Here is a 20,554-nt window from a genome sequence, read left to right as displayed (position 1 = left end):
CTCAACGGTTGCGGCTTCCTCGGGAAGTCCTGACATTATGTTGATTAAAAGCATGGATTTTATGTAGATAAATTATTCCGCTTTTTGTGGCTTTGCAGAGAGCCCATTCCAAATTTGAGATCCGTGGCAGCGCTCTGTGCCATGCATGGAAAGCAGCGTCAGAACTGCACGCCGCCGTAGCGGCCGTTGTGGTAGACGATCGGTTCGCCGGTCCCCGCGGTAATCGCCACCACCCGACCGAGGATGATCGCATGGCTATGGCGCTCGATGATCTCCTCGACCTCGCAATCGATGGCGGCAAGCGCGCCGGCAAGCGCCGACGCGCCGCTGGCAAGCCGGATCCATTCGGCGCCATCGTAGCGAGCGGCGCCCTTGGTGCCATCGACACCGGAGAAACGCTCGGCGACCCTTTGCTGTTCGCGCGACAGAAGGTTGACGCAGAAATGCCGATAGCGCTCGATGACCGGCCAGGTGGAGGATGTGCGGTTGATGTTGACGATCATGGTCGGCGGATCGACGGCGAGCGCGGTTGCGGAGGTCACGGTGGCGCCGGTACGCTCTTCGCCTATCCCTGCGGTGATGACGGAGACGCCACCTGAGAAGTTGCGCATGGCCGCCTTCAGCGCCGGCGTGGTGATCGACCCGTAACCATTGGCGGTCGGAACGATGGCATCGAATGCGGGAGAAGCGGCAAGCGCAATGGTCATGGCCAAATCCTCGAAAAATTTAATCTAATTCCCGGTCGCTCACGGCTGATGCGGGAAAAATTTTTCCTCACATCAAGGATGATCGTCCGAATTCTTATTGTCAATAAATTTTATAGAGTTTATGCTTTTTGGCAATCGAGGGACGCTCTTGCGTGCCTCCGAAGGAACCTGCGAGGAGGCTTGCGCGAATGGGAATTGTGCCCGACGAAATCCCCGAGAAGATCCCTGAAAAGATCAATGTGCTCTGGTTTCTGCCGACCCACGGCGATAGCCGCTATCTCGGAACCACGCGCGGCGGCCGAAACGTGGACCTCAATTATCTCAAGCAGGTCGCGCAGGCCGCCGATACGCTCGGCTACTATGGCGTGCTCATCCCGACGGGGCGGAGTTGCGAGGACAGTTGGGTGGTCGCTTCGGCGCTGGCGCCGCTCACTGAAAAGTTGCGGTTCCTGATCGCGGTTCGGCCCGGCCTGCTTTCGCCCACGCTCGCGGCACGCATGACGGCCACGCTGGACCGTCTCTCGGGCGGACGGCTGCTGATCAACGTCGTTACCGGCGGCGATCCGATCGAAAACAAGGGCGACGGCATACATCTCGCGCATGGCGAACGCTACGAGGTGACCGAGGAATTCCTGAACATCTACAAGGCCGTGCTTCGCGGAGAAGAGGTCGATTTCAAGGGGAACCACTTCGATATCGAAGGCGGGAAGCTCCTGTTTCCGTGCGTACAGCAGCCCCACCCGCCGCTTTATTTCGGCGGCTCCTCCGGCAAGGGCCAGGAGGTGGCAGCGCGTACGATCGACAAGTACCTGACCTGGGGCGAGCCGGTCGAGGACGTTGCCCGCAAGATCGCCGAAGTGCGCGCCCTGGCCGAAGCCGAGGGCAGGGACGTTACCTTCGGCATCCGCCTTCATGTGATCGTTCGCGAAACCGCAAGGGAAGCGTGGCAGGCCGCCGACGAACTGATACAATATGTGGATGACGACACGATTGCTGCCGCACAGAAGGTGTTCGAGCGCATGGATTCGGTTGGTCAGAGCCGCATGAGCCGCCTGCATGGTGGTCGCCGTGACAAGCTCGAAATCGCTCCCAATCTCTGGGCCGGCGTCGGTCTGGTGCGCGGAGGGGCAGGAACGGCGCTCGTCGGCGATCCCGATCAAGTCAGGGCGCGCATGGAAGAATACCGACAAATCGGCATCGACAGCTTTATCCTGTCCGGTTACCCGCATCTCGAAGAGGCCTATCGGTTCGGTGAACTGGTTCTGCCGCATCTGCCGCTGGCCCACGCCATCCCGGCACGCGAGACGTCGATCAACACCGGGCCGTTCGGCGAAACCATCGCCGGCGATCATCGCCCGAAGCTGAAGGTCTCCCAGTCGTGACAGCTGTGCGGCGACCGGTCATTGCCATTGTCGGCGGCGGCTTCACCGGCGCAGTGGTCGCGGCGAACCTTGCACGCCATGCCGCCAGCGACGGCGCCGCCATCGTGGTCTTCGAGCCGCGAGACCGGCTCGGCGCCGGGCTTGCCTATGATAGCGGCAATCCCGCCCATCGCACGAATGTGCCTGCGGCCCGCATGAGCCTCGCTCCTGATGATCCTGACGATTTTTTGAACTGGCTGGCGGCCCATGGCGAGCCGCGCGGCGACCCGGACGCAAGGGCGGCCGATGGCCATCTTTATGTGCGGCGGGCGGTGTTCGGGCGATACGTCGGCGCGTTCGTCGCGCCGTTCGTGCGGAGCGGCAAGGTCGTGCACCGGCGCGAGCGCATCGCGCGCATCGAGCGGCGTGGAGCGCGCTGGAAGCTGACCTCCGACGCTGGGACGGAGCTGCTGGCCGACATCGTCGTGATCGCCACGACGCATCCCTCGCCTTGTGCGCCGAAGCGCGTTGCACAGGCGCTCGAAGGCCACCCGCGTTTCGTCGCCGACACTACGGTCGCCGGGTCTCTTACCTGCCTTCGTCCCGATGATCACGTTCTGGTGCTTGGAAACGGCCTGACGGCGGCGGACGTGATTGCGTCGCTGAGGCTCGCCGACCACCGCGGCTCGATCGTCGCCCTGTCGCGCCGCGGACTTCGTTCGCGAGGCCACGCGGGAAGGGCACAGGAACCCTTCGGCGATTTTGTCGGTACCCCGGCGCGAACCGCGCTAGAACTGCTTCGACGCGTGCGCCTGGCGGTGCGGCAGGCCGCTCTGGCGGGGCTCAGCTGGCATGCGGTTTTCGACGCTTTGCGTAGCCAGGGCGGACAAGTCTGGCGGGCGTTGCCGGTTGCAGAGCGACGCCGCCTCGTGCAGCGCCTGCGACCGTTCTGGGACGCCCACCGGTTCCGCGTGGCGCCGCAGATCGATGACGCGATCCGACAGGCAATCGAGACGGGACAGTTGCGTGTCCTCGGCGCTTCGATCGAAGGCGTCGAGCGCTACGGTCAGGTCATCGCGGTCGATATCCGTCACCGGCAGACGCGCATCCGGGAACGCCTGTTGTTCGATGCCTGCGTCGTGACGACCGGTCCGGCGCATACGGGTGTTCTTTCCAGCCAGGACTGGCTCGCGGATCTGGCGTCGAAGGGCTGGCTGCGCCTAGACAGTGTCGGACTGGGGCTTGCCTGCGATGAGGCGAGTCGGGCGATCGGGACGAGTGGCGTGGCCGAGAGATCGCTGATCGTTGCCGGGCCGCTGGCGCGCGGCACCTTCGGCGAACTCATGGGCCTGCCACAGGTCAACGATCACGCCATCTTCATTGCCGATGAGATCGCCGAGATGCTGGCGCGGCCGGACAGGGCCGCCACCAGCCGCAGGTCGGCGTCATCCGTTCGGCAACGACTGGTCACGACCCTCGACGGCGCCGCCAGGCGTTGAAGCCGGAGCCTCGCCGTCGAGCCGGCGGGACCAATCTTCGACAGCCCGCGTCTGCAGGCGCTTGGCTGCATAGTCCCGCCAATTCGGGGGCAGGATGGCGAGATCGGCGATTTCGGACAGGGCATCGCAGTTGAGCGTATCGACATAGAGATAGTGCCACAGCCGGGCGATCGTCCATTCGGGATAGCGCCGCTCGACGAGTTGCATCCGCTCACCGGGCGAAACCAAGCCGGTTTCGATGACCCGGTAGTACCATCCCGTTCGGCCGGTCTGCTGGACGCGGCGGGACATATCCGGCAGATCGAAACGGCGGTTCAGCTTCCAGCAGGGTTGCCGGCCCTGGCTCACCTCGAGAAGGGCTTTACCAAGGCGAAACCGGTCGCCGACCGCGACATCGCTTTCCGTCAATCCCAAGGCCGAGATGTTCTCGCCGAAGGCGCCCGGCTGCTCCAGCCTGGTTACGCTTCCGAGATCCTTGACCCAAGCCTCGTAGTGGTCGCGCGGGTAATGATGCACGGCCTTATCCGGGCCACCGTGCCTCTTCAGATCACCCTGATGGTCGCCGGCAAAGCCGGTTGTACCGAGATGTACCGGCCCGAGAGCCGGGTGTTTGTCGATACCGCTTAAGGTTCCGCGGTCGTCGATCGGCGTGAGGGTGCCGATGAGCAGGGCGTCGAGCGCAATCGGGGCCTGCTCAACCATCGATGTTCTCCAGCCATTCGCCGATCATCGACGCGGCCGCCGCCTCCAGGCGAGGCCCGTGACGTCGGGCGTCGGCGCGTAGGCCCGGCACGCTGAGCCCGGCGGTCGCCAGTTCGCAGGCGTGACCGACGAGCCAGCGTTCAAAGGCCGCGCCGGCTTGGGCCTCCGGGTGAAACTGAAGGGCGAGCACTGTATTGCCGCGCGCGAAGCCTTGCTGCGCGATCAGCGATGTCGAGGCCAGCAGGTCAGTGCTGGCCGGCAGGTCGTAGGTGTCACCGTGCCAATGCAGGACGGAGACGTCGGCGAGATGGCGGAGAGCCGAGGCCTCGCCTGCGGCGCTAAGGCTCAGCGGCGAAAACCCGATCTCCTTCAGGCCGGAAGGGTAGACGCGGGCACCGAGCGCGCGGGCGATCAGCTGGGCGCTGAGGCAGATTCCGAGCGTCGGCCGGTTGCCGGCAAGACGTGCCTGAAGCATGGCGATTTCCCCGGCGATGAAGGGATAGGCCTCGTCTTCATAGACCCCGATCGGACCGCCGAGCACGATGACGAGATCGGGCTCCAACGGATCGAAAGAGAGGTAATTTTCGTCGCCGACATCGCGGTACTCGATTGCGAATCCCGCCGCCCGCAGCGGTCCGGCAAAGCTGCCGAGATCTTCGAAATGCACATGTCTGAGGGCGAGTGCCATTCTGGTCGTCATCGTCTGTTCTCCCATGCTCAGAGGTTCTAGCCGGCCCGCGCGTCGGGCACGCATCCTTCGCTCGTGCACCCGGCTGAAGTGGCGGTGGCCGCGCTGAAATCGGGGATCGGGGCGGAAAGGAGTGTCGCAAGACGCGCGCCGATGACCATGTCGTCTTCGATGCCGAAGCGGTGGTGTTCGACATGACCGTCGCGTCCGATGATGATTGCCGTCGGCGTGCCTCGCATGCCGTAGCGCTCCATCGTTTTCGGTATCGGTCCCTGCTCGGAAGGCTGGTCGACGGCGATCGGGAAGGTCAGGCGATACTCATGAATGAAAGCCTTCAGCGCCTCGGGTGTCATGACCGCGTGATGCTCGAACACCGAATGCAGGCCGAGGACCTGAAGATCGGTATCCCGAAAAATGCTCTGGACGCGCTGCATCTGCGGCAGTCCGTGCGAAACGCAGGCCGGGCACAGCATCTGAAACGCATGAAGGAAAACGACCCGGCCGCGAAGCTGCGCAAGGCTCGGACGTTCCTGTGTGTTGAACCAGGTCGAAACGGCGAGTTCCGGAGCCGCGGTCCTGTGATTGCTGTTCATTGTTCTCATCTCCAAGACGGCCGGGCGAACGCTCGTCGCCCGACCTTTGCGACATGTGCGGATCAGGCGGCTTCGCGAACGAGCTTCACGCCGGGGAAGTCGACCGGAACGGCAAGCGCGACGTTGATGTAGTTGGTGAACAGGTTGAGCGCGACATGCGCGATGATCTCGACGACGTCCTCGTCATCGAAGCCGGCGTCGCGCAAGGTGCGCACATCCGCGTCGGATACCTGTCCGCGCGCCTCGACGAGCTTCTGAGCAAAGGTAAGGGCCGCCGCCGTCTTCGGATCGGAGGACTTGCCGTGCTGCGCTGCCGTCATCTCCTCGGCGGTCGCGCCGGCCTTGCGGCCAAGTGCGGTGTGCGCCGCCAGGCAATAGTGGCAATCGTTGCGATCCGCGACGGCAACGGCGATCTGCTCGCCGAGCTTGGCGCCGAGGCGTCCCTTGCCGAGCGCGCCGAAGGAGCCCCACATGCTGGCAAGGGCCGCCGGTGAATTGGCGACGGCGCGGAACATGTTGGGTGCTACCCCGAAGGCGGAGCGGATTTCGCCAAGCAGTTCGGCGCTGGGGCCAGTTGCCGAAACGGGGTCGACTAGATTAATTCTGCTCATGGTTTTCTCTTTCTATTTGCTGGAGGGAGAAAATTGCCGGTCCGCCGATGGCAGTCGTCGGACCGGCGCCGACATCATCGTCTGTCCGCTTGCGACGCAGGAAACAGCGCTCGCGAATTCCGATGGTGAAGCTTGTGGCGAGGCGCCGGGGGGGAGCGACGCCTTCGGGACCGCCGGCATTGGCGCCGGCGGCTGGATCGTTTCGCATGATCAGACCGTCTCGCGATTGAAGAGACGCCAGGCCGCCCTTTGTGCTTCGGGTTCTGCCGTTTCGTATTCGCCGCAATCGACGCGCAGTTCCGCCGGTCCGAACGCAGCATCGACGAACGCGCAGTGATGCGGCGCCTTCGGGTCGTCATAGACATGCGGCCGGAAGTATCGACAGTTGACGCACATGCGCTGTTCCGGGATGGCGCCAGCCGCCTGCAGACCACGGATGATCTTGACGAGATGCATGAGCAGATCCTGCTGCTCCAGCCTCGAAAGCGAAGCGATGGCATCCTCCGTGGCCGATGCGAGCCGCCCCGCCTGTCGTACTGCGTCCTCGCCGGCCGGCGTGGTGGCAACCGAAAGGGCGCGCGCGTCGCTCGGATCCGGCCGCTTCTCGACCAGCCCCTTGCGCAAGAGCGCGTTGACCGAGTCCGTCGTCGTCGGCTGGCTGACGCCGAGATAACCGGCGATCTGTTTTACCCGCATTCCGCCGCGTCTACGGGCAACCAGGAAGGTCAGGATCTGCAATTGCGTCGGATTGAGGCCGATCGCTTCCGCACTCGACCAGGCCTCCGTGCGCATGGCCGTCGCTACGCGGGAAAGGCCGTCGCCGATACGGTCGATCAGGGGCGGTGTCGTGTCAGGTTCCTTGCTCATGCGGTCGTTAATATAGGAATCCTATGTATTGTCAATGCCGACAAAAAAGCGGCGCGAATTTGACGCGCATCAAAGTGGAGGGGGCGTCTCAGGCTTAATCCTCTTCTCGAACAACCCGAGCACGGGCTGGTCGCTCAAATGGAGAAGACGATGTTGAATGCAATCAAGAGCGGATTTGGTATCGCGATCGCGGCAATGCTGGTCGCCGCACCGGCAGCCGCCGCGGACTTCGAAGTGCACATGCTGAACAAGGGCAAGGACGGCGCGATGGTTTTCGAGCCGGCGTCGCTGAAGGTTGCGCCTGGCGACACGGTCACCTTCATCCCGACCGACAAGGGACATAACGTCGAAACCATCAAGGGCATGATCCCCGATGGCGCCGAGGCTTTCAAAAGCAAGATCAATGAAAACTACAAGGTGACTTTCACGGCGCCGGGCGTCTACGGCGTAAAGTGCACGCCGCACTACGGCATGGGCATGGTCGGCGTCGTTCAGGTCGGCGATGCGCCGGCCAACCTGGAAGCGGTCAAGGGAGCGAAGAACCCGAAGAAGGCTCAGGAACGCCTGGACGCAGCCCTCGCGGCGCTCGGTAACTAAGCGACTTCTAGCGCTTCGGAGCGGGGTGGGGACAGGCCGCTCCTGGCGTCTGCGCACTGGGTGAGGCGCGGGCGCCATCATGCGGAACCAATGCGAAGCATTCGCGTTGGTTCCGCATGGATCAGATCACTGCCGAATTGTTTCCGCCATCGCAAATTTCCTATCCGGTCATTTTTGCGCGCATCCTTGGGGCGCTGCTGATGGGCGCGCTCATCGGCTTCGAGCGCGAGGTCAAGGCACGACCAGCCGGCCTCAAGACCCATATGCTCGTCTGCCTCGCAGCCTGCACCTTCGGCATCATCTCGATCGAAAGCGTCCGCCTCGGCGGCTTCTTCGACGAACGCGTCCGCATCGATCCTCTGCGCGTGGTGGAGGCGGTCACAGCCGGTGTCGCCTTTCTTGCAGCCGGCACAATCGTCTTGTCTCGCGGCGAGGTTCAGGGCCTGACGACCGGGGCCAGCCTCTGGCTTGCCGGCGCGATCGGCATTTCGGTCGGCTTCGGCCATTGGATCGTTGCCGGCCTGGCGGTCGGTTCCGCCTTCGCCGTTCTCACCATCATCGGCTACTTCGAAGCCAAGGCCGTGCGACACCAAAAGCCTGACGTGGAGCCGGAGGGTAAGGCGAGCGACGAGGGCGGCAAGAAGCAAGCCTAACGATAGGTTTGCGATAGTCCTGAGCGCCGTCTCGAGTCTTAGGGTAATACCCTGCCGTCTCAGGCTAGGTGCAACGCAATGCTAATATGCATGGAAAGGTTGCATCTCGCTGGCGCCCTCGACCCGGCGTCGCTGTCGTGTCTTCAGGGGCGAGCCCATCTGTTTATGGTCCGGTGAAGGCCGCCTGCGCCATATGGCGTGGCGAGGAAATGTGTTCGGCAATCCCGATCGAAACGGCTAAGCTCGTAAGCGGCCTGTTTCCAAGGAAGGTTCAATGGACGCCACCGGTTCCCTTGCTGCCAAGCTGTTGTCGGAGACCCTGATGTTCGACCAGACGTCATTGGCTGCGTTGGAAGCGTTGGCCGCCAATTCCGATCGCGGCATCGTGCGGCGTGGCGAGATCCTGGTCCGCCAAGGCGAGCCGTCGGACCGGTTTTTCGTGGTCCTGTCCGGCCGCTTTACCGTGCACCGGGATGACGTCTCCGACCCTATTGCCGAGATAGGGCAGGGCGAGCTCGTTGGCGAGGTCGGTTTCTTCGCCGGGCTGCCGCGCATGGCTACGGTCGTTGCTGCTCGCGATTCCATTGTTCTTTCGATCTGTGACCACCAGTTCGAAAAGGCGGCGAGTGCCCTGCCGAGCCTGCGCCAATCGGTCACCACGTTTCTGGCGCGACGGTTTGCCAAGCAGTCACCGGCTTCGCCGCATGCCAAGGGCGCCTGCCGGATAAGGACGCTCGCAATTGTTGCTGCCGGAAGCAGCCGGGTTTCTCGCCGCTTCATCGACCTGCTGCGCAAGGCTTTTTCCGGATCCACGCGCACGGCTTTCCTGGCGAGGGCCGACATCGAAGAGCGCTTTCCCGGCGTTCCGATCGATGATCAGCCGGTGCTGGACTGGCTCAACCAATTGGAAGCCAAGACCGGAGGCCTCGTCTACATCGCCGACGACGAACCAAGCGACTGGACGCGTGTCTGCATCCGCCAGGCCGATGGTGTCCTGTTGGTCGGCGAGCCGTCCGGCTCTGCAAAACTCAACCCGTCAGAGCAACTGGCGCTGTCAGTGCACTCGCCATCGAGCGTGCGGCTCGTTCTGGTGCATGACAAGCGCGCCGCAACGGTCGTCGGCACCAGCGGCTGGCTGAACGAGCGCCCCGGACTCCGGCAGCATCATCACGTGGCGCTCGAAGACATTGAGGATGTCGAGCGTTTGGTCCGCTTCATTGCCGGCGAGGCGAGGGGCTTTGTCGCAGCCGGCGGGGGCTCGCTCGGATGCGCGCATCTTGGCGTCCACAAGGCTTTTATCGAGGCCGGCGCCTCCTTCGACTATCTGGGAGGCACCAGTTCGGGAGCGGCGATGATGGCGGGCTTCGCCCGCGGCATGAACGCCGACGAGATCAATCGTGGGACGCACGAGATCTTCGTCCGCAGCCGCGCGTTCCGTCGCCTGACCGTGCCGCAATATGCGCTGCTGGATCACAAGGTGCTCGACCGCACCCTGCAGGCGGAATATGGCGACGTTCTTATCGAAGACCTCTGGCTGCCATTTTTCGCGCTGTCGACCAATCTCAGCACAGGGCAAGCGCATGTCCATCGCCGCGGAAAACTGTGGCAGGCAGTCAGAGCGTCGGGCTCGATCCCCGGCATACTGCCGCCCTTCTTCACGGCCGACGGTGACATGCTGGTCGACGGGGCGATCATGAACAATCTGCCACTGGAACAGATGAAGGAACTGAAGACAGGGCCGAACGTCGTCGTGAGCCTGGGTGGGGGCGGTCCGGGAAAACAGCACATCGACTATGACAGTATTCCCGGCGCGTCCGAACTGACCGTTCGGTTGCTCAACCCCTTCGGCCGCTCGGGCTTGCCGAAAATCCCCAACCTGATCCAGGTCATTGCCGCAAGCATGCTGGCGCACCGGCCGCAGGAGATCGCTCTTGGGGAAAAGGACATCCTGATTTCCCCGCCGGTTTCAGCCGCGATCAGCTTTATGGATTGGAGCCGGCACTCCGAACTGTTCGCCGAAGCCTATCATTGGGCGAAATCATGGATTGGTGAGCGTATTGTCGAGAACGACCCGAGGATGGAAGCCATTTGTGGCCTGCCGGCTCGCTATGGCTCGCCGGAAACACATGGCAGCGCGCAGGCGCATTCCGCGCTCTAGGATGCGCCCTGTCTTCTGGGGCCTGACCGTTATGTAATGCCCGCGAGCGCGTTGAATGCGCAGGGATTTTCGACTGATCTTGCCGCCTCTGTTAAGTTGTCACTGTCCTCTTGCGGTTGTGGTATTTTAGGATAGCCTTGCATCGGGAGAGCCAGTCGCGGTTCTTTCGTTTTGCAGTGAAAAGACCAATGAATAGAGGGCCATCGGAGATATAGCGGCTCGCATTCGAAAATGTTTCGTCCCCGAATTGCACTGCCATTTGGGTTTCCTTGGATGTAACTGCGGGACGTCCCTGGTCATGTGATGCACGGAAGCCGTGTATCGCTTCGTCACAGAGCGCCCATTTGCTTGAAGTGGATCGACGTGATGTCTGACAACAAGAATGCCGGCGCACCTCCAAGTGCACAGGACCTCAGAATGCAGATGCTCCAGCGTGAAATGGACGAGATGGACAAGGAGCGGCGACTAAAATCCATCGAAGAGCAAAAGCTCGCCGACTTTGCCGCGGATTTTCTCAAGAAGCATGTAACGGAAGAGGAAATCGCCATCGTTCGCCGGCTGGTCGCGAACGCCGTGAAGGCCGGCAAGTTCGAAGCGATGGTCTACAGCTTCCCGTCCGAGCTTTGCACTGACAGCGGCCGCGCGATCAACAGCGGCGACCGGGATTGGCCGAACACGCTGCAGGGAAAAGCAAAAGAGTTCTTTGATCGCTATCAGGCCTTCGGCAAGCCAAGTGGCTACAAGTTGAAGGCGATGATCATCAACTTCCCGGGTGGCGTGCCCGGTGACGTCGGGTTCTTCTTGAACTGGGCTCCCGAAAAAGCCTGAGTACGACCGTCCCGGCGTCGCATCGCGTTGTCACGCTGCGGCCCGTCCCCGATCGAAAGTGTTCAAAGCCCGCACCTTTGGTGCGGGCTTTTCAGTCTTATAAAACGTCGGGCACGTTTCTACGCACGTGGTCGTCCGCAGCAAAGTCATCCGGCCGTTTCTGGCGCTTGCCGAGATCGGGCTCCGAGAATTTCACGCGCTCGTATGGGATCGACGAGAGAATGTGCGAGATGCAGTTGATGCGGGCACGCTTCTTGTCATCCGACGGTACGATCCACCAGGGCGCGAAATCGGTGTCCGTCATACGGATCATCTCGTTGTAGGCGCGGGTATAATCCCACCAGCGGCGATAGGATTCGACGTCCATCGGGCTGAGCTTCCACTGGCGCAGCGGATCGGCAATGCGCTGCCGGAAGCGCTTTTCCTGCTCCTTCTCGCTGACGTCGAGGAAGTATTTGAGCAGGATGATGCCGCTTTCGACCATGGCCGCTTCGAAACGCGGCGCGAGCTCGAGAAAGCGTCGGGCACTGTCATCCGAGCAGAAACCCATAACGCGCTCGACGCCGGGGCGGTTGTACCAGGAGCGATCGAAGATCACGATCTCGCCAGCGGCGGGCAGGTGTTGGATATAGCGCTGCATGTAGATCTGCGACTTCTCGCGGTCGGTCGGCGCCGGCAGCGCGGTCACGCGGAAGACGCGTGGGCTGACACGCTCGGTCAGCCGCTTGATCACGCCGCCCTTGCCGGCCGCATCGCGGCCTTCGAAGACGATGACGATGCGCGCGCCTGTTTTCTTCACCCAGGCCTGCAGATGGGCGGTTTCCTGCTGCAGCCGGGCGAGCTCCTTGGCATAGCCCTCGGATGACAAGTCGTCCGAAGTCGTCGCGTCGGCGGCTATTTCGCCTTCGCTCTTGTCTTTGCCCTTTTTCTTCTTGCCGTCATGCTTGCCCATTTTTCCCTCCCGTTCGGACATGGTCATCTGGCTTGATCTCGATAGAACCGGTCGGCTGACCGTCGTTCCGCCCGTACTTGGTCTCGTAAGCGTCGAGCGCATCTTCCATTCCCTCGAAGATCATACCCGGGCCGATCTTCTCGACGACCCCGGAGCGCTCGAGCAGGGCGCGCGCATCGGTATGCAACTCGGCCAGGCCGAGCGTGACGCCGCGGTTCTTCAGGTCGCTCTGCAACTCTCCAAGCATGTCCGCGGCGGTGCTGTCGATTTGCGGGATGGCGCTCGCATCGATCACCAGCCAGCGAGTAGGTTTCGGCAGGCTCTCGGCGATCACCTCGAGGCGCTCGCGGACGTAATCGGCGTTATAGAAAAGCAGACTATCTTGAACCATGCAGGCACCGAAGCCTGGAACCGGGCGTGCCTCGGTCATGCGATGCAGCTTGTAGAAGCCGTCGCGCCCGGGGATGCGGCCCAGCATCGCGTCGTGCGGATACATGGTCTGCAAGATGAGGTACACCAGTGTTGCAGCGATGGCGATGACCACGCCGTTCAGCACGCCGAGGCCGATCGGTCCCCAAAGGGCAATCAGCGCGAAAATGAACTCGATGCGGTTGACGGTCCAGATCCGTCTGAGGCCGTCGATGTCGATCAGGCTGAGCGCCGTTGCCGCAAGGATCGCCCCGAGCGCGGCGACCGGCAGAATGCGAAGGACGTCACCAAGAAAGAGCAGCACCACCATCAGGGTCCCTGCCGCAACGAGGCTCGCGATCTGCGAACGCCCACCCACGGCGAAGTTCACGGCCGTGCGTGAATCCGAGGCGGTCACCGGAAACGTCCCGAACAGTCCTGCCGCAATGTTGGCGGCGCCGAAGCCGCTCAGTTCACGGTTCGGATCGACGCGGTAGCCGCCGAGCGCCGCAAAGCTGCGCGCTGCGATGACGCCGGAACCGAAACTGACGAGGAAGATTGCCGCGCCGCCGGTCAGCAATCCATCGATCGGCAGACCCTCGAGACGAGGCAGGACGAAGGTCGGCAAGCCGTCGGGAATGTTGCCGACGACCGTCATGCCGCGCCCTTCGAAGTCGAAGAGATATGACAACAACACCGCGACGAAGACGACGATAACAGGACCAGGAACGGGTGAGCGATAGAAGCGGGCGACCTGCAGCAGCGCAAAACACGCCAAGGCAAACACCAGAGTGGGCCAGTGGATGGAGCCGGCCTGCCTCAGAAGTTCGAGAATAGGGCTGATCAGCCCGTCCGACTCGATCTGGACGCCGGTGACGCGCTTGATCTGTCCAACCAGAATCGAGAGGGAAATTCCAGCAAAGAAGCCTGTGAGGATCGGGCGCGAAAGAAAGGTCGCGAGCACGCCGAGACGGACGAGGCGTGCAATCAGGCAGAGGATGCCGACGATGAGGGCCAGCAGGGCCGCCGCCGTTACGCGGTCAGCGCCACCGGCAGAGGAGGCGAATACCGTCGTTAGCACGGCCGCCAGCACCGTCATCGTCGCCGCATCCGGTCCGACGATGAGTTGCCGCGACGGACCGAAAAGGGCGTAGGCGACAAGCGGCGTGATGCTCGCATAAAGGCCCGTCTCGGGCGGCAGCCCGGCGATGGCGGGATAGGCGATGGCGCTCGGCAATCCGACCGCGGCAATGGCGACGCCTGCGGAAATGTCACTGCGCAACCAACTTCCCTGATACCCCTTAAGGTTGTCCAGAAGCGGCAGGCGAGGCAGGTTCAGCATGCTGACGGTCCCCGGGGGCACAGCCCTCTTAAAGTGCTCTAAACGCTACAAATCAGGCTGCGCGGGAAGCGCAAACAATGCACTCTACCATTGCGTACATTAGGGTTGCAAAACTTTCCTTTCATCGGCTTCGACAAAAAGAATAAAAGTTGCAGACAATTAGAGGTGGCCTGCCGCGTCGATCCGGCAAGCGCCGGACCGAGGGATCTGCACGAAGTCATGAATCCCGTGTCAGCCGGGCGTCAACGCTTCAGTAGTAGGGGGAGACACACGCCTGGCGCGGACCGTAATACGGCTGGAACGTGTCGTCATAGGCCCTGTAGGACCTGTAACGAGCGTAGCACCAGCGGGTGTGCGCGCTGCCTCCATAATAGGTTTGGCGATAGTAGCGCGGCGCATAGTAACGCGGGGCGGAATAGGTCGGGCCGTAATAGCCTTCGTCATAATAGCCCGGGCCATAGTAGCGAGGCTGCGCGAGCAGCCCGCCGATGATCGCGCCGGTTGCCAATCCGCCGAGCGCCCACGCCCAGTCATCGCCACCGCCGTGGTGATGCCCGTGGTTGTAGCCGCCGTGATAGCCGCCGCCGTGGTGCCTGTACTGAACCGGTTGGACTTGAGATGCCTCGATCTCCGCCGTAACGGCTGGAGGAAATGCCATGGCCGGCGGAACACTCGTCGCTACCGCCGCCAGTGACAAGGCAAAGATTGCTAGCCTCTTCATTGGCTTCACCTTCTTTCCACCCCGCGCCCGATTATAGCGCGGAACCGGTTCGATAGCACTTCGTTTTCCAGGTGCTTCCGCCGCCCGACCAAGCGGCTGTCTATTTGACGACAGTCACGCTCAATACGCCTTCTTCGATCTTTCCGTCTTCATATGGGGAGCGAATGACAAGCCGGTCGCGACCGGTATAGCCGGGGTTCGGCGTATAGTAGGCGACGACGCCATTCACCTTGGTTGTCGCGCATTTTGACTGCTTGCCCACCAGTTTCGGATAGACCGCCTCGTGGACAATCTCCAGGTGGCCATGCTTGGGCTTCTCCGCAATCGTCATCGCCGGATAGTCGATCTGGCTGCAGTTATCGTCGATATGCCAGTTCTTGGCGACGAGCGTCTTCACCCCGCTGCGCGCCGTGATCGATAGCGCCTGCTGCCGGGAATCGTCGGAGGTTGTGGTGCAAGCCGACAAAGCGACAACGATTACGGGCAAAAAGAGAGATCGAAAGGTTTTCATGAGGAATCCTGAGAATACTTTAAGTTTGGATTTAAGTCTCATGAGGGCCCGGGCCGCACCCGTTTCATCGAGATGCACCCCTTGGATCCACACGTTTTGCGTGTGCGATCATGCATTTTTTGGTCTCGGGGGACAGGGGTGTCCTTCGCTCGTCGATCACGTGGCTTTCAAACATTCCGGGCAAACCGGATGAGAACCTCGTTCACGACATCGGGGCGCTCCTGCGGCAGCCAATGGCCGCTGCCGGGCACGATGATGCTTTCCTTGAGCTGCGGGACGAGGGGCGGCATTGCATCGACAATTTCGCGCATCCCGGGGATGGCGAGGCCCGTGTCGCGCTCGCCGACCATGAACAGGGCAGGAATTTCGACCTTTACGCCGGCGAAAGCGGCCTGCAGCTGCCAATTGCGATCGAGGTTTCGATAGTAGTTCAACCCTCCGCGAAAACCGGTCGTGGCAAAGGCGCTGATGTAGGTGTCGAGGTCTGCAGCGGTGAGCCAGTCGGGCATGCTGTCGGGCAGCGGCGCAAGCAGTCCATGCCGGCGCGATACCATGCCGAACGGATTGGGTGTCTGGTCTCCGGCCTGTCGCGCGCCCGCGTCGCCGGAAGCCGCAAAGAGGATCTTTCGCAGCGTCTGGCCGATGTCACGCTCCAGCTCCGCCTCGGCGACATCAGGCTCCTGGAAATAGAGCGTGTACAATTCTGCCTCGTCGGTCCGCGGGAAGATCCGGGTCGGCGGAACGGGCGGCTGGCCCATCATCGGCACGCTCATGGCGACGACGCCGCAGAAACGGTCGGGCCGCATCTGTGCCGCCTGCCAGGCAACGGTCGCGCCCCAGTCGTTACCGACGAGGATGGCCGTTGATAGGTCGAGGGCATCCAGCAGAGCAATCATGTCGCCGACGCTGTGAAACACGCTGTATTCGTCGACCGATGGAGGACATTCCGAGAGGCCGTAGCCGCGCATGTCAGGCGCGATCGCGCGAAAGCCCGCCTCCGCAAGTGCCGCTATCTGGTACCGCCAAGCATGGGAGGTCTCCGGGAAGCCATGGCAGAGCAGAACGGCCGGGCCGTTTCCCTGTTCGATAAAGCCCATGCGGATGGTTCGGGTCTGGATTGTCTGGGCCTGCATCTTCGTTCCTTCTCGACACTCTGATATCGTAATTGTATAAGTTACGGAAACAGGTGGCGTCAAGAGTGCGTAACTTATATTGTTACGCTATGGGGAGTCGAATGAAGCAAGACAGCCGGTTGGCGCGGATGATCCATGTGCTCATTCACATGGCACTGCTCGGGGGACGGGAGACGTCAGAGACCATCGCCAAGATGCTGAACACCAACCCGGTGGTTGTTCGCCGGACGATGGGGGCGTTGAAGCGCAAGGGTGTCGTCGGTTCCGAAGGCGGCCGGGGAGGGGGCTGGGCGCTTCTGCGGCCGCTTGAGGAGTTGACGGTGCTCGATGTGCAGCGGGCGCTGGACGATGGGCAGGTTCTGGCGGCAGGCGTGTCCGAGGACCATCCGACCTGCCCGGTGGAGCACGCAGCGAATGCGGCGCTGGTGGACGCCTTCGAAAAAGCGGAGCGGACCCTGCTGCAGGAGTTTGCCGAACTCAGGCTTTCAACGATTGCGGAGCGTGCGATGAAGGATGCTGCGGGGTCTCAGCGGGCAACGCACCTGGATCATCAAGCCTGAAGGCGCCACGCATGTGGGCGATGAGCCGGCGAAGCGGCAGGATCGAGCGAGCTTGTGGTCAGGCCCTTTCACCAAAAACTGAGCCGGCGGCTCTGCATGATCGTCCGGCAGGACAAGCGGCTTGATCTCGGCCTTCGAAAGACGCTGGCTGCTCTCATATCGCTGGCGGCGCCTGAGCGGCCGGTCAGCGAGCAGGACTAGGCGCGCGATACCGACGACCGTCTCGCCAGCTGATGCTCGCGCCAGATCGTGAAGAGACCGGCGCCGACGACGATGAGCGCGCCGACGATCATGTTGTGAGTGATCGTCTCGCCGAAGAGCATGACGGCGAAGATCACATTGAGGACCAGCTGGAAATAGGTAACGGGCTGGACTTCGGCTGCCGGCAGCAGTCCGTAGGCTTTGATGAGGAAAAAGTGACTGAGGGTGCCACAGACGCAAAGCGCGGCAAGGGCAAACCAATCGGACGGCACCACCTCTGTCCAGTAGAACGGGCCGACCAGCGAGATCGCCACGGCGCCGACAACACCGGCATAAAAGAGGCTCGTGACGGCCGAATCCTCGCGACTGACGGCGCGGGTGGCAATGCTGTAAAGCGCGAAAAGCACGGAGGCTGCGAGCGGCAGAAGCAGCGACATGTCGAAGTGCACGTTGACGGGATTGATGATCACCAGAACGCCGATCAGACCGATCAGAATGGCCGCACCGCGCCGCCATCCCACGGTCTCCCCGAGAAGAGGGATCGAGAGGATGGTGATGATCAGTGGTGTCGCCTGAAAGATCGACTGGCTCATGGCGAGCCCGGCGTGAACGTAGGAAATGACGATGACGACGATTTCGGCGACGAGCAGCAGGCCTCGCACGACCTGCAGCCAGGGATGGCGCGTGTGAGCGGTCTTGCGAAGTCCACCCGATGACGAGGCGGCGAAAGCGAACACGAAGAGCGCAAACGCCCAGAATCGGATCATCGTGATGAACAAAGCGGGGTAGCGGTCGCCAAGATACTTGGTGATGGCGTCCTGGCCAGCAAAGATGCAAATGGCAAGGAAGGCAAACAGATAACCGCGGGTCTTGGGGCTCATTGCACTACAAACTCAGAATCGCTGGCCCCCTGAATAGCATAGTCTTGTCGCCGGGGCTTGAACCAAACGACTTTGGTTTGATGATCCTGGATCCGCGGCAGCAGACGGGCGCGCCGAGCCGGGACTGCCCCCGCGAAGGGGGCAGCCTGCCTCAGCTCAATGATATTTTTCCTGTTCGCGCGTGAGGATCGCCGGAGCGTTCAGACCGGCGATCGGTTGGTTGACATCCGTCGGAATGTCGCCTGACAGCTGCAGGTCGAGATAGCGCGCGCAGCAGACCCTCAGGAATGATGTGAAGTTCCCGAGATCATGCCCGGCATCGATGGACTCGTGGTGCAGCTTGGTGATCAGCTGCGTGACGTTCATACGATCGCGCCGCGCGATCTCCTCAAGCTTCGACCAGAAGAAGTTCTCCAGCCGGACGCTCGTCACCATGCCATCGATGCGCAGCGACCGGGTGGTGCTCTCCCAGAGCCGCGCATCCGCCTTTATGAACAACTCGCACATCTCGCCCCTCCCGTGGCTGCCTTCTCAGGCGGCGTCCGTTTGTAGCAGGGCCGAGGCGTCGAGCACAGCCATGAACTGGCGCAGCCACGACGGATGGGCGGGCCACGCCGGCGCGGTAACGAGGTTGCCGTCGGCGACCGCGTCGCTGATCGCGATATCCGCATAAATGCCGCCGGCAAGTTCGACCTCCGGACGGCACGCCGGGTAGGCCGAACAGGTGCGGCCCTTCAACACGCCGGCCGCCGCCAGCAATTGTGCGCCGTGGCAGATGGCCGCCACCGGTTTTCCCGCCGCGAAGAAATGCTGGACAGCCTTGATGACATCCGGGTTGAGACGCAGATATTCGGGCGCGCGACCGCCGGGTATGACCAGCGCGTCGTAATCTTCAGCGCGGATGGCGGAGAAGGTGGCGTTGAGCGCAAAATTATGGCCGCGCTTTTCGGAATAGGTCTGGTCGCCTTCGAAATCATGGATCGCGGTCGCAACCGTCTCGCCGGCATTCTTGCCGGGGCAGACGGCATGCACCGTGTGGCCGCAGGCAAGCAAGGTCTGAAACGGAACCATCGTTTCATAGTCTTCGGTGAAATCACCGGTGATCATCAGAATTTTCGAGTTTGCCATTTGTTTCCTCCCAAAAAACAATGGGCGGAGCTTAGCAATCCGGCTGAGGCAACGGGTACTAGCGGAATACTACAATGGAAAATTCCGGGCAGGGCCGCGGACTATTTCACGGCCGTCGTTATCTTGGCGATCCCTTCCAGAGTGCGATGGACCGGGCACTTGTCGGCAATCTCGGCGATCTTGGAGCGAAGCTCGTCTGTGACCTCGCCCTCGATCGCTATGACCCGCTCGAACCGGTCGATCTTCCCGCTGTCGGCGCGCTCCGTTGCGGCGCAGTCTTCGCAATCCCGCGCATGGATCTTGGAATGCGAGACCTCCACCTTGATGCGCCCGAGTGGCAGCTTCTTGTGGTCGGCGTAAAGGCGCAGCGTCATGGAGGTACAGGCGGCAAGCCCGATCGACAGGTAGTCATAGGGCGATGGCCCGGAATCGAACCCGCCGACGCTTTGCGGCTCGTCGGCAAAGAGGCGATGCCTGCCGGCTTGAACCGAATTCTGAAATTTGCCTTCGCCCGTTTCCGTCACCTGGACCTGTTCCGCCGGCTCCGTGCCCTGCGGACTGTCGGCCACGAGATAGCGGCTCAGCCACTCCGCAATCACCCGGGCGGCGTAGGCGGCATCGGCAGGATCGGTGAGCAGATGGTCGGCCTTGTCCAGCGAAACGAAGCTCTTCGGATGTTTGGCCGCATGGAAGAGGTCGCTGGCGTTTTCGATGCCGACCGTTTGATCCAGCGGCGCGTGGAGAATGAGAACGGGTTTCCTGAGCGTCGCCACAGCCTCATGAAGGCGCTGGGCGCAAGCGTCGTCGACGAACTGTTTCTTGATCAGGAATTTGCGACCGGCAAGATCGACTTCGGCGGCACCACTTTCCTCTATTTCCTTGAGGCTCGCTCCGAAGTTCTTGAGCACATGGCCGACGTCCGCGGGTGCGCCGATCGTGGCCACGGCGCGGACTTCCGGAATTTCGTTGGCAACCGCAAAGACGGCTGCACCGCCAAGCGAATGGCCAATCAGGAGCGACGGCGCCTCGAAGTGTAGCCGTAGATAGTCGGCGGCCGAACGAAGATCCGCGATGTTGGACGAAAAGTTGGTCGAGGCGAACTCGCCCTCGCTTGATCCGAGGCCGGTGAAATCGAAGCGCAGGACCGCGATCCCTTCGCGCGCGAGTTCGGCCGAGATCTGACGCGCCGCCGCCAGATCCTTGGAGCAGGTGAAGCAGTGGGCGAAAATCGCATAGGCCCGCACCGGGCCGTTTGGAAGGTCGAGTCTGGCGCCAAGGGTAGCGCCGGAATGGCCGGTAAATTCAAGTCGTTGACTATTGAAGTTCATGTGATGCTTCCAGGAAGGAGAACAATCATCCCAAGGTCGCAACGACTGTCCTGAATTCGAATGATGCGGCCGGCGTCCATGTCCGCCGAACCTGGCGGCTGCATGCGGACACGGTTCGCCAGACG

The 20,554-nt window shown here is 62.2% G+C and carries 22 protein-coding genes; 7 read left to right on the top strand and 15 right to left on the bottom strand.

The genetic code is table 11. The annotated features are described in order from the left end of the window. Positions 1-158 precede the first annotated feature (158 nt). Positions 159-707 (bottom strand): flavin reductase family protein, encoded by a 549-nt coding sequence (locus IB279_RS35965; protein WP_082566455.1) that lies wholly within the window; start codon positions 705-707, stop codon positions 159-161. Between the two features lie 188 nt (positions 708-895). On the opposite strand from IB279_RS35965, the gene ssuD reads away from it, so the two are divergent. Both ssuD and IB279_RS35955 read left to right on the top strand, forming a co-directional pair. After that, positions 896-2,089 (top strand): FMNH2-dependent alkanesulfonate monooxygenase, encoded by a 1,194-nt coding sequence (gene ssuD / locus IB279_RS35960; RefSeq protein WP_210187493.1) that lies wholly within the window; start codon positions 896-898, stop codon positions 2,087-2,089. Further along, a complete protein-coding gene (locus IB279_RS35955) occupies positions 2,086-3,567 on the top strand; it encodes an FAD/NAD(P)-binding protein (protein ID WP_192341187.1) in 1,482 nt (493 codons plus the stop codon). Before ssuD ends, IB279_RS35955 begins: the two co-directional genes overlap by 4 nt. Here IB279_RS35955 and IB279_RS35950 read toward each other — a convergent pair. From IB279_RS35950 to IB279_RS35930, 5 genes are all read right to left on the bottom strand, one after another. Then, a complete protein-coding gene (locus IB279_RS35950; RefSeq protein WP_192341185.1) occupies positions 3,514-4,269 on the bottom strand; it encodes an MOSC domain-containing protein in 756 nt (251 codons plus the stop codon). The two genes, IB279_RS35955 and IB279_RS35950, sit on opposite strands and share 54 nt — an antisense overlap. Then, positions 4,262-4,969: a glutamine amidotransferase gene (locus tag IB279_RS35945; protein WP_192341183.1), complete on the bottom strand. Its 708-nt coding sequence runs from the start codon at positions 4,967-4,969 to the stop codon at positions 4,262-4,264. The genes IB279_RS35950 and IB279_RS35945 overlap by 8 nt, the downstream gene beginning before the upstream one ends. Positions 4,970-4,995: 26 nt before the next feature. After that, positions 4,996-5,550, bottom strand: a complete 555-nt coding sequence (locus IB279_RS35940) for a peroxiredoxin (RefSeq protein WP_210187492.1) — start codon at positions 5,548-5,550, stop codon at positions 4,996-4,998. Positions 5,551-5,612: 62 nt separating this feature from the next. Beyond that, on the bottom strand, positions 5,613-6,161 hold the full coding sequence (locus IB279_RS35935; RefSeq protein ID WP_089046055.1) for a carboxymuconolactone decarboxylase family protein: 549 nt from the start codon (positions 6,159-6,161) through the stop codon (positions 5,613-5,615). Positions 6,162-6,371: 210 nt separating this feature from the next. Beyond that, the gene (locus IB279_RS35930; protein ID WP_060520557.1) at positions 6,372-7,028 is read right to left on the bottom strand and encodes a MarR family winged helix-turn-helix transcriptional regulator; all 657 of its coding nucleotides are present in this window, start codon (positions 7,026-7,028) and stop codon (positions 6,372-6,374) included. A 150-nt stretch (positions 7,029-7,178) separates the two neighbouring features. Between IB279_RS35930 and IB279_RS35925 the strand changes: the two genes are divergently transcribed. From IB279_RS35925 to IB279_RS35910, 4 genes are all read left to right on the top strand, one after another. Next, positions 7,179-7,625, top strand: coding sequence for a pseudoazurin (locus IB279_RS35925; RefSeq protein WP_082005895.1), 447 nt, complete (start codon positions 7,179-7,181; stop codon positions 7,623-7,625). A 116-nt stretch (positions 7,626-7,741) separates the two neighbouring features. Further along, entirely contained in the window at positions 7,742-8,278 is a 537-nt protein-coding gene (locus tag IB279_RS35920) for an MgtC/SapB family protein (RefSeq protein ID WP_089046057.1), read from the top strand. A gap of 274 nt (positions 8,279-8,552) precedes the next feature. Next, positions 8,553-10,436: a patatin-like phospholipase family protein gene (locus IB279_RS35915; protein ID WP_192341181.1), complete on the top strand. Its 1,884-nt coding sequence runs from the start codon at positions 8,553-8,555 to the stop codon at positions 10,434-10,436. A 366-nt stretch (positions 10,437-10,802) separates the two neighbouring features. Beyond that, the gene (locus IB279_RS35910) at positions 10,803-11,264 is read left to right on the top strand and encodes a hypothetical protein (RefSeq protein ID WP_034802042.1); all 462 of its coding nucleotides are present in this window, start codon (positions 10,803-10,805) and stop codon (positions 11,262-11,264) included. 97 nt (positions 11,265-11,361) lie between these two features. Here IB279_RS35910 and ppk2 read toward each other — a convergent pair whose 3' ends face one another. The 5 genes from ppk2 to IB279_RS35885 form a co-directional block, all read right to left on the bottom strand. After that, entirely contained in the window at positions 11,362-12,216 is an 855-nt protein-coding gene (ppk2, locus tag IB279_RS35905; RefSeq protein ID WP_060520555.1) for a polyphosphate kinase 2, read from the bottom strand. After that, positions 12,203-13,966, bottom strand: a complete 1,764-nt coding sequence (locus IB279_RS35900; protein ID WP_060520554.1) for a SulP family inorganic anion transporter — start codon at positions 13,964-13,966, stop codon at positions 12,203-12,205. Before IB279_RS35900 ends, ppk2 begins: the two co-directional genes overlap by 14 nt. A 250-nt stretch (positions 13,967-14,216) precedes the next feature. Next, entirely contained in the window at positions 14,217-14,687 is a 471-nt protein-coding gene (locus tag IB279_RS35895) for a BA14K family protein (RefSeq protein ID WP_034802004.1), read from the bottom strand. Between the two features lie 100 nt (positions 14,688-14,787). Next, complete coding sequence (locus IB279_RS35890) at positions 14,788-15,276, bottom strand: hypothetical protein (protein WP_309142334.1); 489 nt, start codon at positions 15,274-15,276, stop codon at positions 14,788-14,790. Positions 15,277-15,365: 89 nt separating this feature from the next. Next, a complete protein-coding gene (locus IB279_RS35885; protein WP_090301734.1) occupies positions 15,366-16,331 on the bottom strand; it encodes an alpha/beta fold hydrolase in 966 nt (321 codons plus the stop codon). Between the two features lie 101 nt (positions 16,332-16,432). Between IB279_RS35885 and IB279_RS35880 the strand changes: the two genes are divergently transcribed. Next, positions 16,433-16,891, top strand: coding sequence for an Rrf2 family transcriptional regulator (locus IB279_RS35880; RefSeq protein ID WP_090301732.1), 459 nt, complete (start codon positions 16,433-16,435; stop codon positions 16,889-16,891). 197 nt (positions 16,892-17,088) lie between these two features. On the opposite strand, the gene IB279_RS35875 is transcribed toward IB279_RS35880, so the two are convergent. The 4 genes from IB279_RS35875 to IB279_RS35860 form a co-directional block, all read right to left on the bottom strand. After that, on the bottom strand, positions 17,089-17,973 hold the full coding sequence (locus IB279_RS35875; RefSeq protein ID WP_034802010.1) for a DMT family transporter: 885 nt from the start codon (positions 17,971-17,973) through the stop codon (positions 17,089-17,091). A 156-nt stretch (positions 17,974-18,129) separates the two neighbouring features. Then, a complete protein-coding gene (locus IB279_RS35870) occupies positions 18,130-18,480 on the bottom strand; it encodes a ribbon-helix-helix domain-containing protein (RefSeq protein WP_060520550.1) in 351 nt (116 codons plus the stop codon). A 24-nt stretch (positions 18,481-18,504) separates the two neighbouring features. Beyond that, positions 18,505-19,101 carry a DJ-1/PfpI family protein gene (locus IB279_RS35865; protein ID WP_034802015.1) on the bottom strand — a complete coding sequence of 199 codons (597 nt, stop codon included), beginning with the start codon at positions 19,099-19,101 and terminating at the stop codon, positions 18,505-18,507. Between the two features lie 101 nt (positions 19,102-19,202). After that, on the bottom strand, positions 19,203-20,429 hold the full coding sequence (locus IB279_RS35860; RefSeq protein ID WP_090301730.1) for a bifunctional alpha/beta hydrolase/OsmC family protein: 1,227 nt from the start codon (positions 20,427-20,429) through the stop codon (positions 19,203-19,205). Positions 20,430-20,554 lie beyond the last annotated feature (125 nt).

It is taken from the genome of Ensifer sp. ENS06 (genome assembly GCF_014852205.1).
In the GTDB taxonomy this organism is placed as follows: Bacteria; Pseudomonadota; Alphaproteobacteria; order Rhizobiales; family Rhizobiaceae; genus Ensifer; species Ensifer adhaerens.
This window is presented reverse-complemented; position numbering and strand designations above follow the sequence as displayed.

What these genes read in the sequence shown, in the direction of transcription:
- IB279_RS35870 (WP_060520550.1), bottom strand. Translation starts at nt 18,480, where the DNA reads ATGTGCGAGTTGTTCATAAAGGCGGATGCGCGGCTCTGGGAGAGCACC.
- IB279_RS35945 (WP_192341183.1), bottom strand. Translation starts at nt 4,969, where the DNA reads ATGACGACCAGAATGGCACTCGCCCTCAGACATGTGCATTTCGAAGAT.
- IB279_RS35910 (WP_034802042.1), top strand. Translation starts at nt 10,803, where the DNA reads ATGTCTGACAACAAGAATGCCGGCGCACCTCCAAGTGCACAGGACCTC.
- IB279_RS35950 (WP_192341185.1), bottom strand. Translation starts at nt 4,269, where the DNA reads ATGGTTGAGCAGGCCCCGATTGCGCTCGACGCCCTGCTCATCGGCACC.
- IB279_RS35875 (WP_034802010.1), bottom strand. Translation starts at nt 17,973, where the DNA reads ATGAGCCCCAAGACCCGCGGTTATCTGTTTGCCTTCCTTGCCATTTGC.
- IB279_RS35885 (WP_090301734.1), bottom strand. Translation starts at nt 16,331, where the DNA reads ATGCAGGCCCAGACAATCCAGACCCGAACCATCCGCATGGGCTTTATC.
- IB279_RS35895 (WP_034802004.1), bottom strand. Translation starts at nt 14,687, where the DNA reads ATGAAGAGGCTAGCAATCTTTGCCTTGTCACTGGCGGCGGTAGCGACG.
- IB279_RS35965 (WP_082566455.1), bottom strand. Translation starts at nt 707, where the DNA reads ATGACCATTGCGCTTGCCGCTTCTCCCGCATTCGATGCCATCGTTCCG.
- ssuD (WP_210187493.1), top strand. Translation starts at nt 896, where the DNA reads ATGGGAATTGTGCCCGACGAAATCCCCGAGAAGATCCCTGAAAAGATC.
- IB279_RS35900 (WP_060520554.1), bottom strand. Translation starts at nt 13,966, where the DNA reads ATGCTGAACCTGCCTCGCCTGCCGCTTCTGGACAACCTTAAGGGGTAT.
- IB279_RS35880 (WP_090301732.1), top strand. Translation starts at nt 16,433, where the DNA reads ATGAAGCAAGACAGCCGGTTGGCGCGGATGATCCATGTGCTCATTCAC.
- IB279_RS35915 (WP_192341181.1), top strand. Translation starts at nt 8,553, where the DNA reads ATGGACGCCACCGGTTCCCTTGCTGCCAAGCTGTTGTCGGAGACCCTG.
- IB279_RS35930 (WP_060520557.1), bottom strand. Translation starts at nt 7,028, where the DNA reads ATGAGCAAGGAACCTGACACGACACCGCCCCTGATCGACCGTATCGGC.
- IB279_RS35865 (WP_034802015.1), bottom strand. Translation starts at nt 19,101, where the DNA reads ATGGCAAACTCGAAAATTCTGATGATCACCGGTGATTTCACCGAAGAC.
- IB279_RS35940 (WP_210187492.1), bottom strand. Translation starts at nt 5,550, where the DNA reads ATGAACAGCAATCACAGGACCGCGGCTCCGGAACTCGCCGTTTCGACC.
- ppk2 (WP_060520555.1), bottom strand. Translation starts at nt 12,216, where the DNA reads ATGGGCAAGCATGACGGCAAGAAGAAAAAGGGCAAAGACAAGAGCGAA.
- IB279_RS35920 (WP_089046057.1), top strand. Translation starts at nt 7,742, where the DNA reads ATGGATCAGATCACTGCCGAATTGTTTCCGCCATCGCAAATTTCCTAT.
- IB279_RS35860 (WP_090301730.1), bottom strand. Translation starts at nt 20,429, where the DNA reads ATGAACTTCAATAGTCAACGACTTGAATTTACCGGCCATTCCGGCGCT.
- IB279_RS35925 (WP_082005895.1), top strand. Translation starts at nt 7,179, where the DNA reads ATGTTGAATGCAATCAAGAGCGGATTTGGTATCGCGATCGCGGCAATG.
- IB279_RS35935 (WP_089046055.1), bottom strand. Translation starts at nt 6,161, where the DNA reads ATGAGCAGAATTAATCTAGTCGACCCCGTTTCGGCAACTGGCCCCAGC.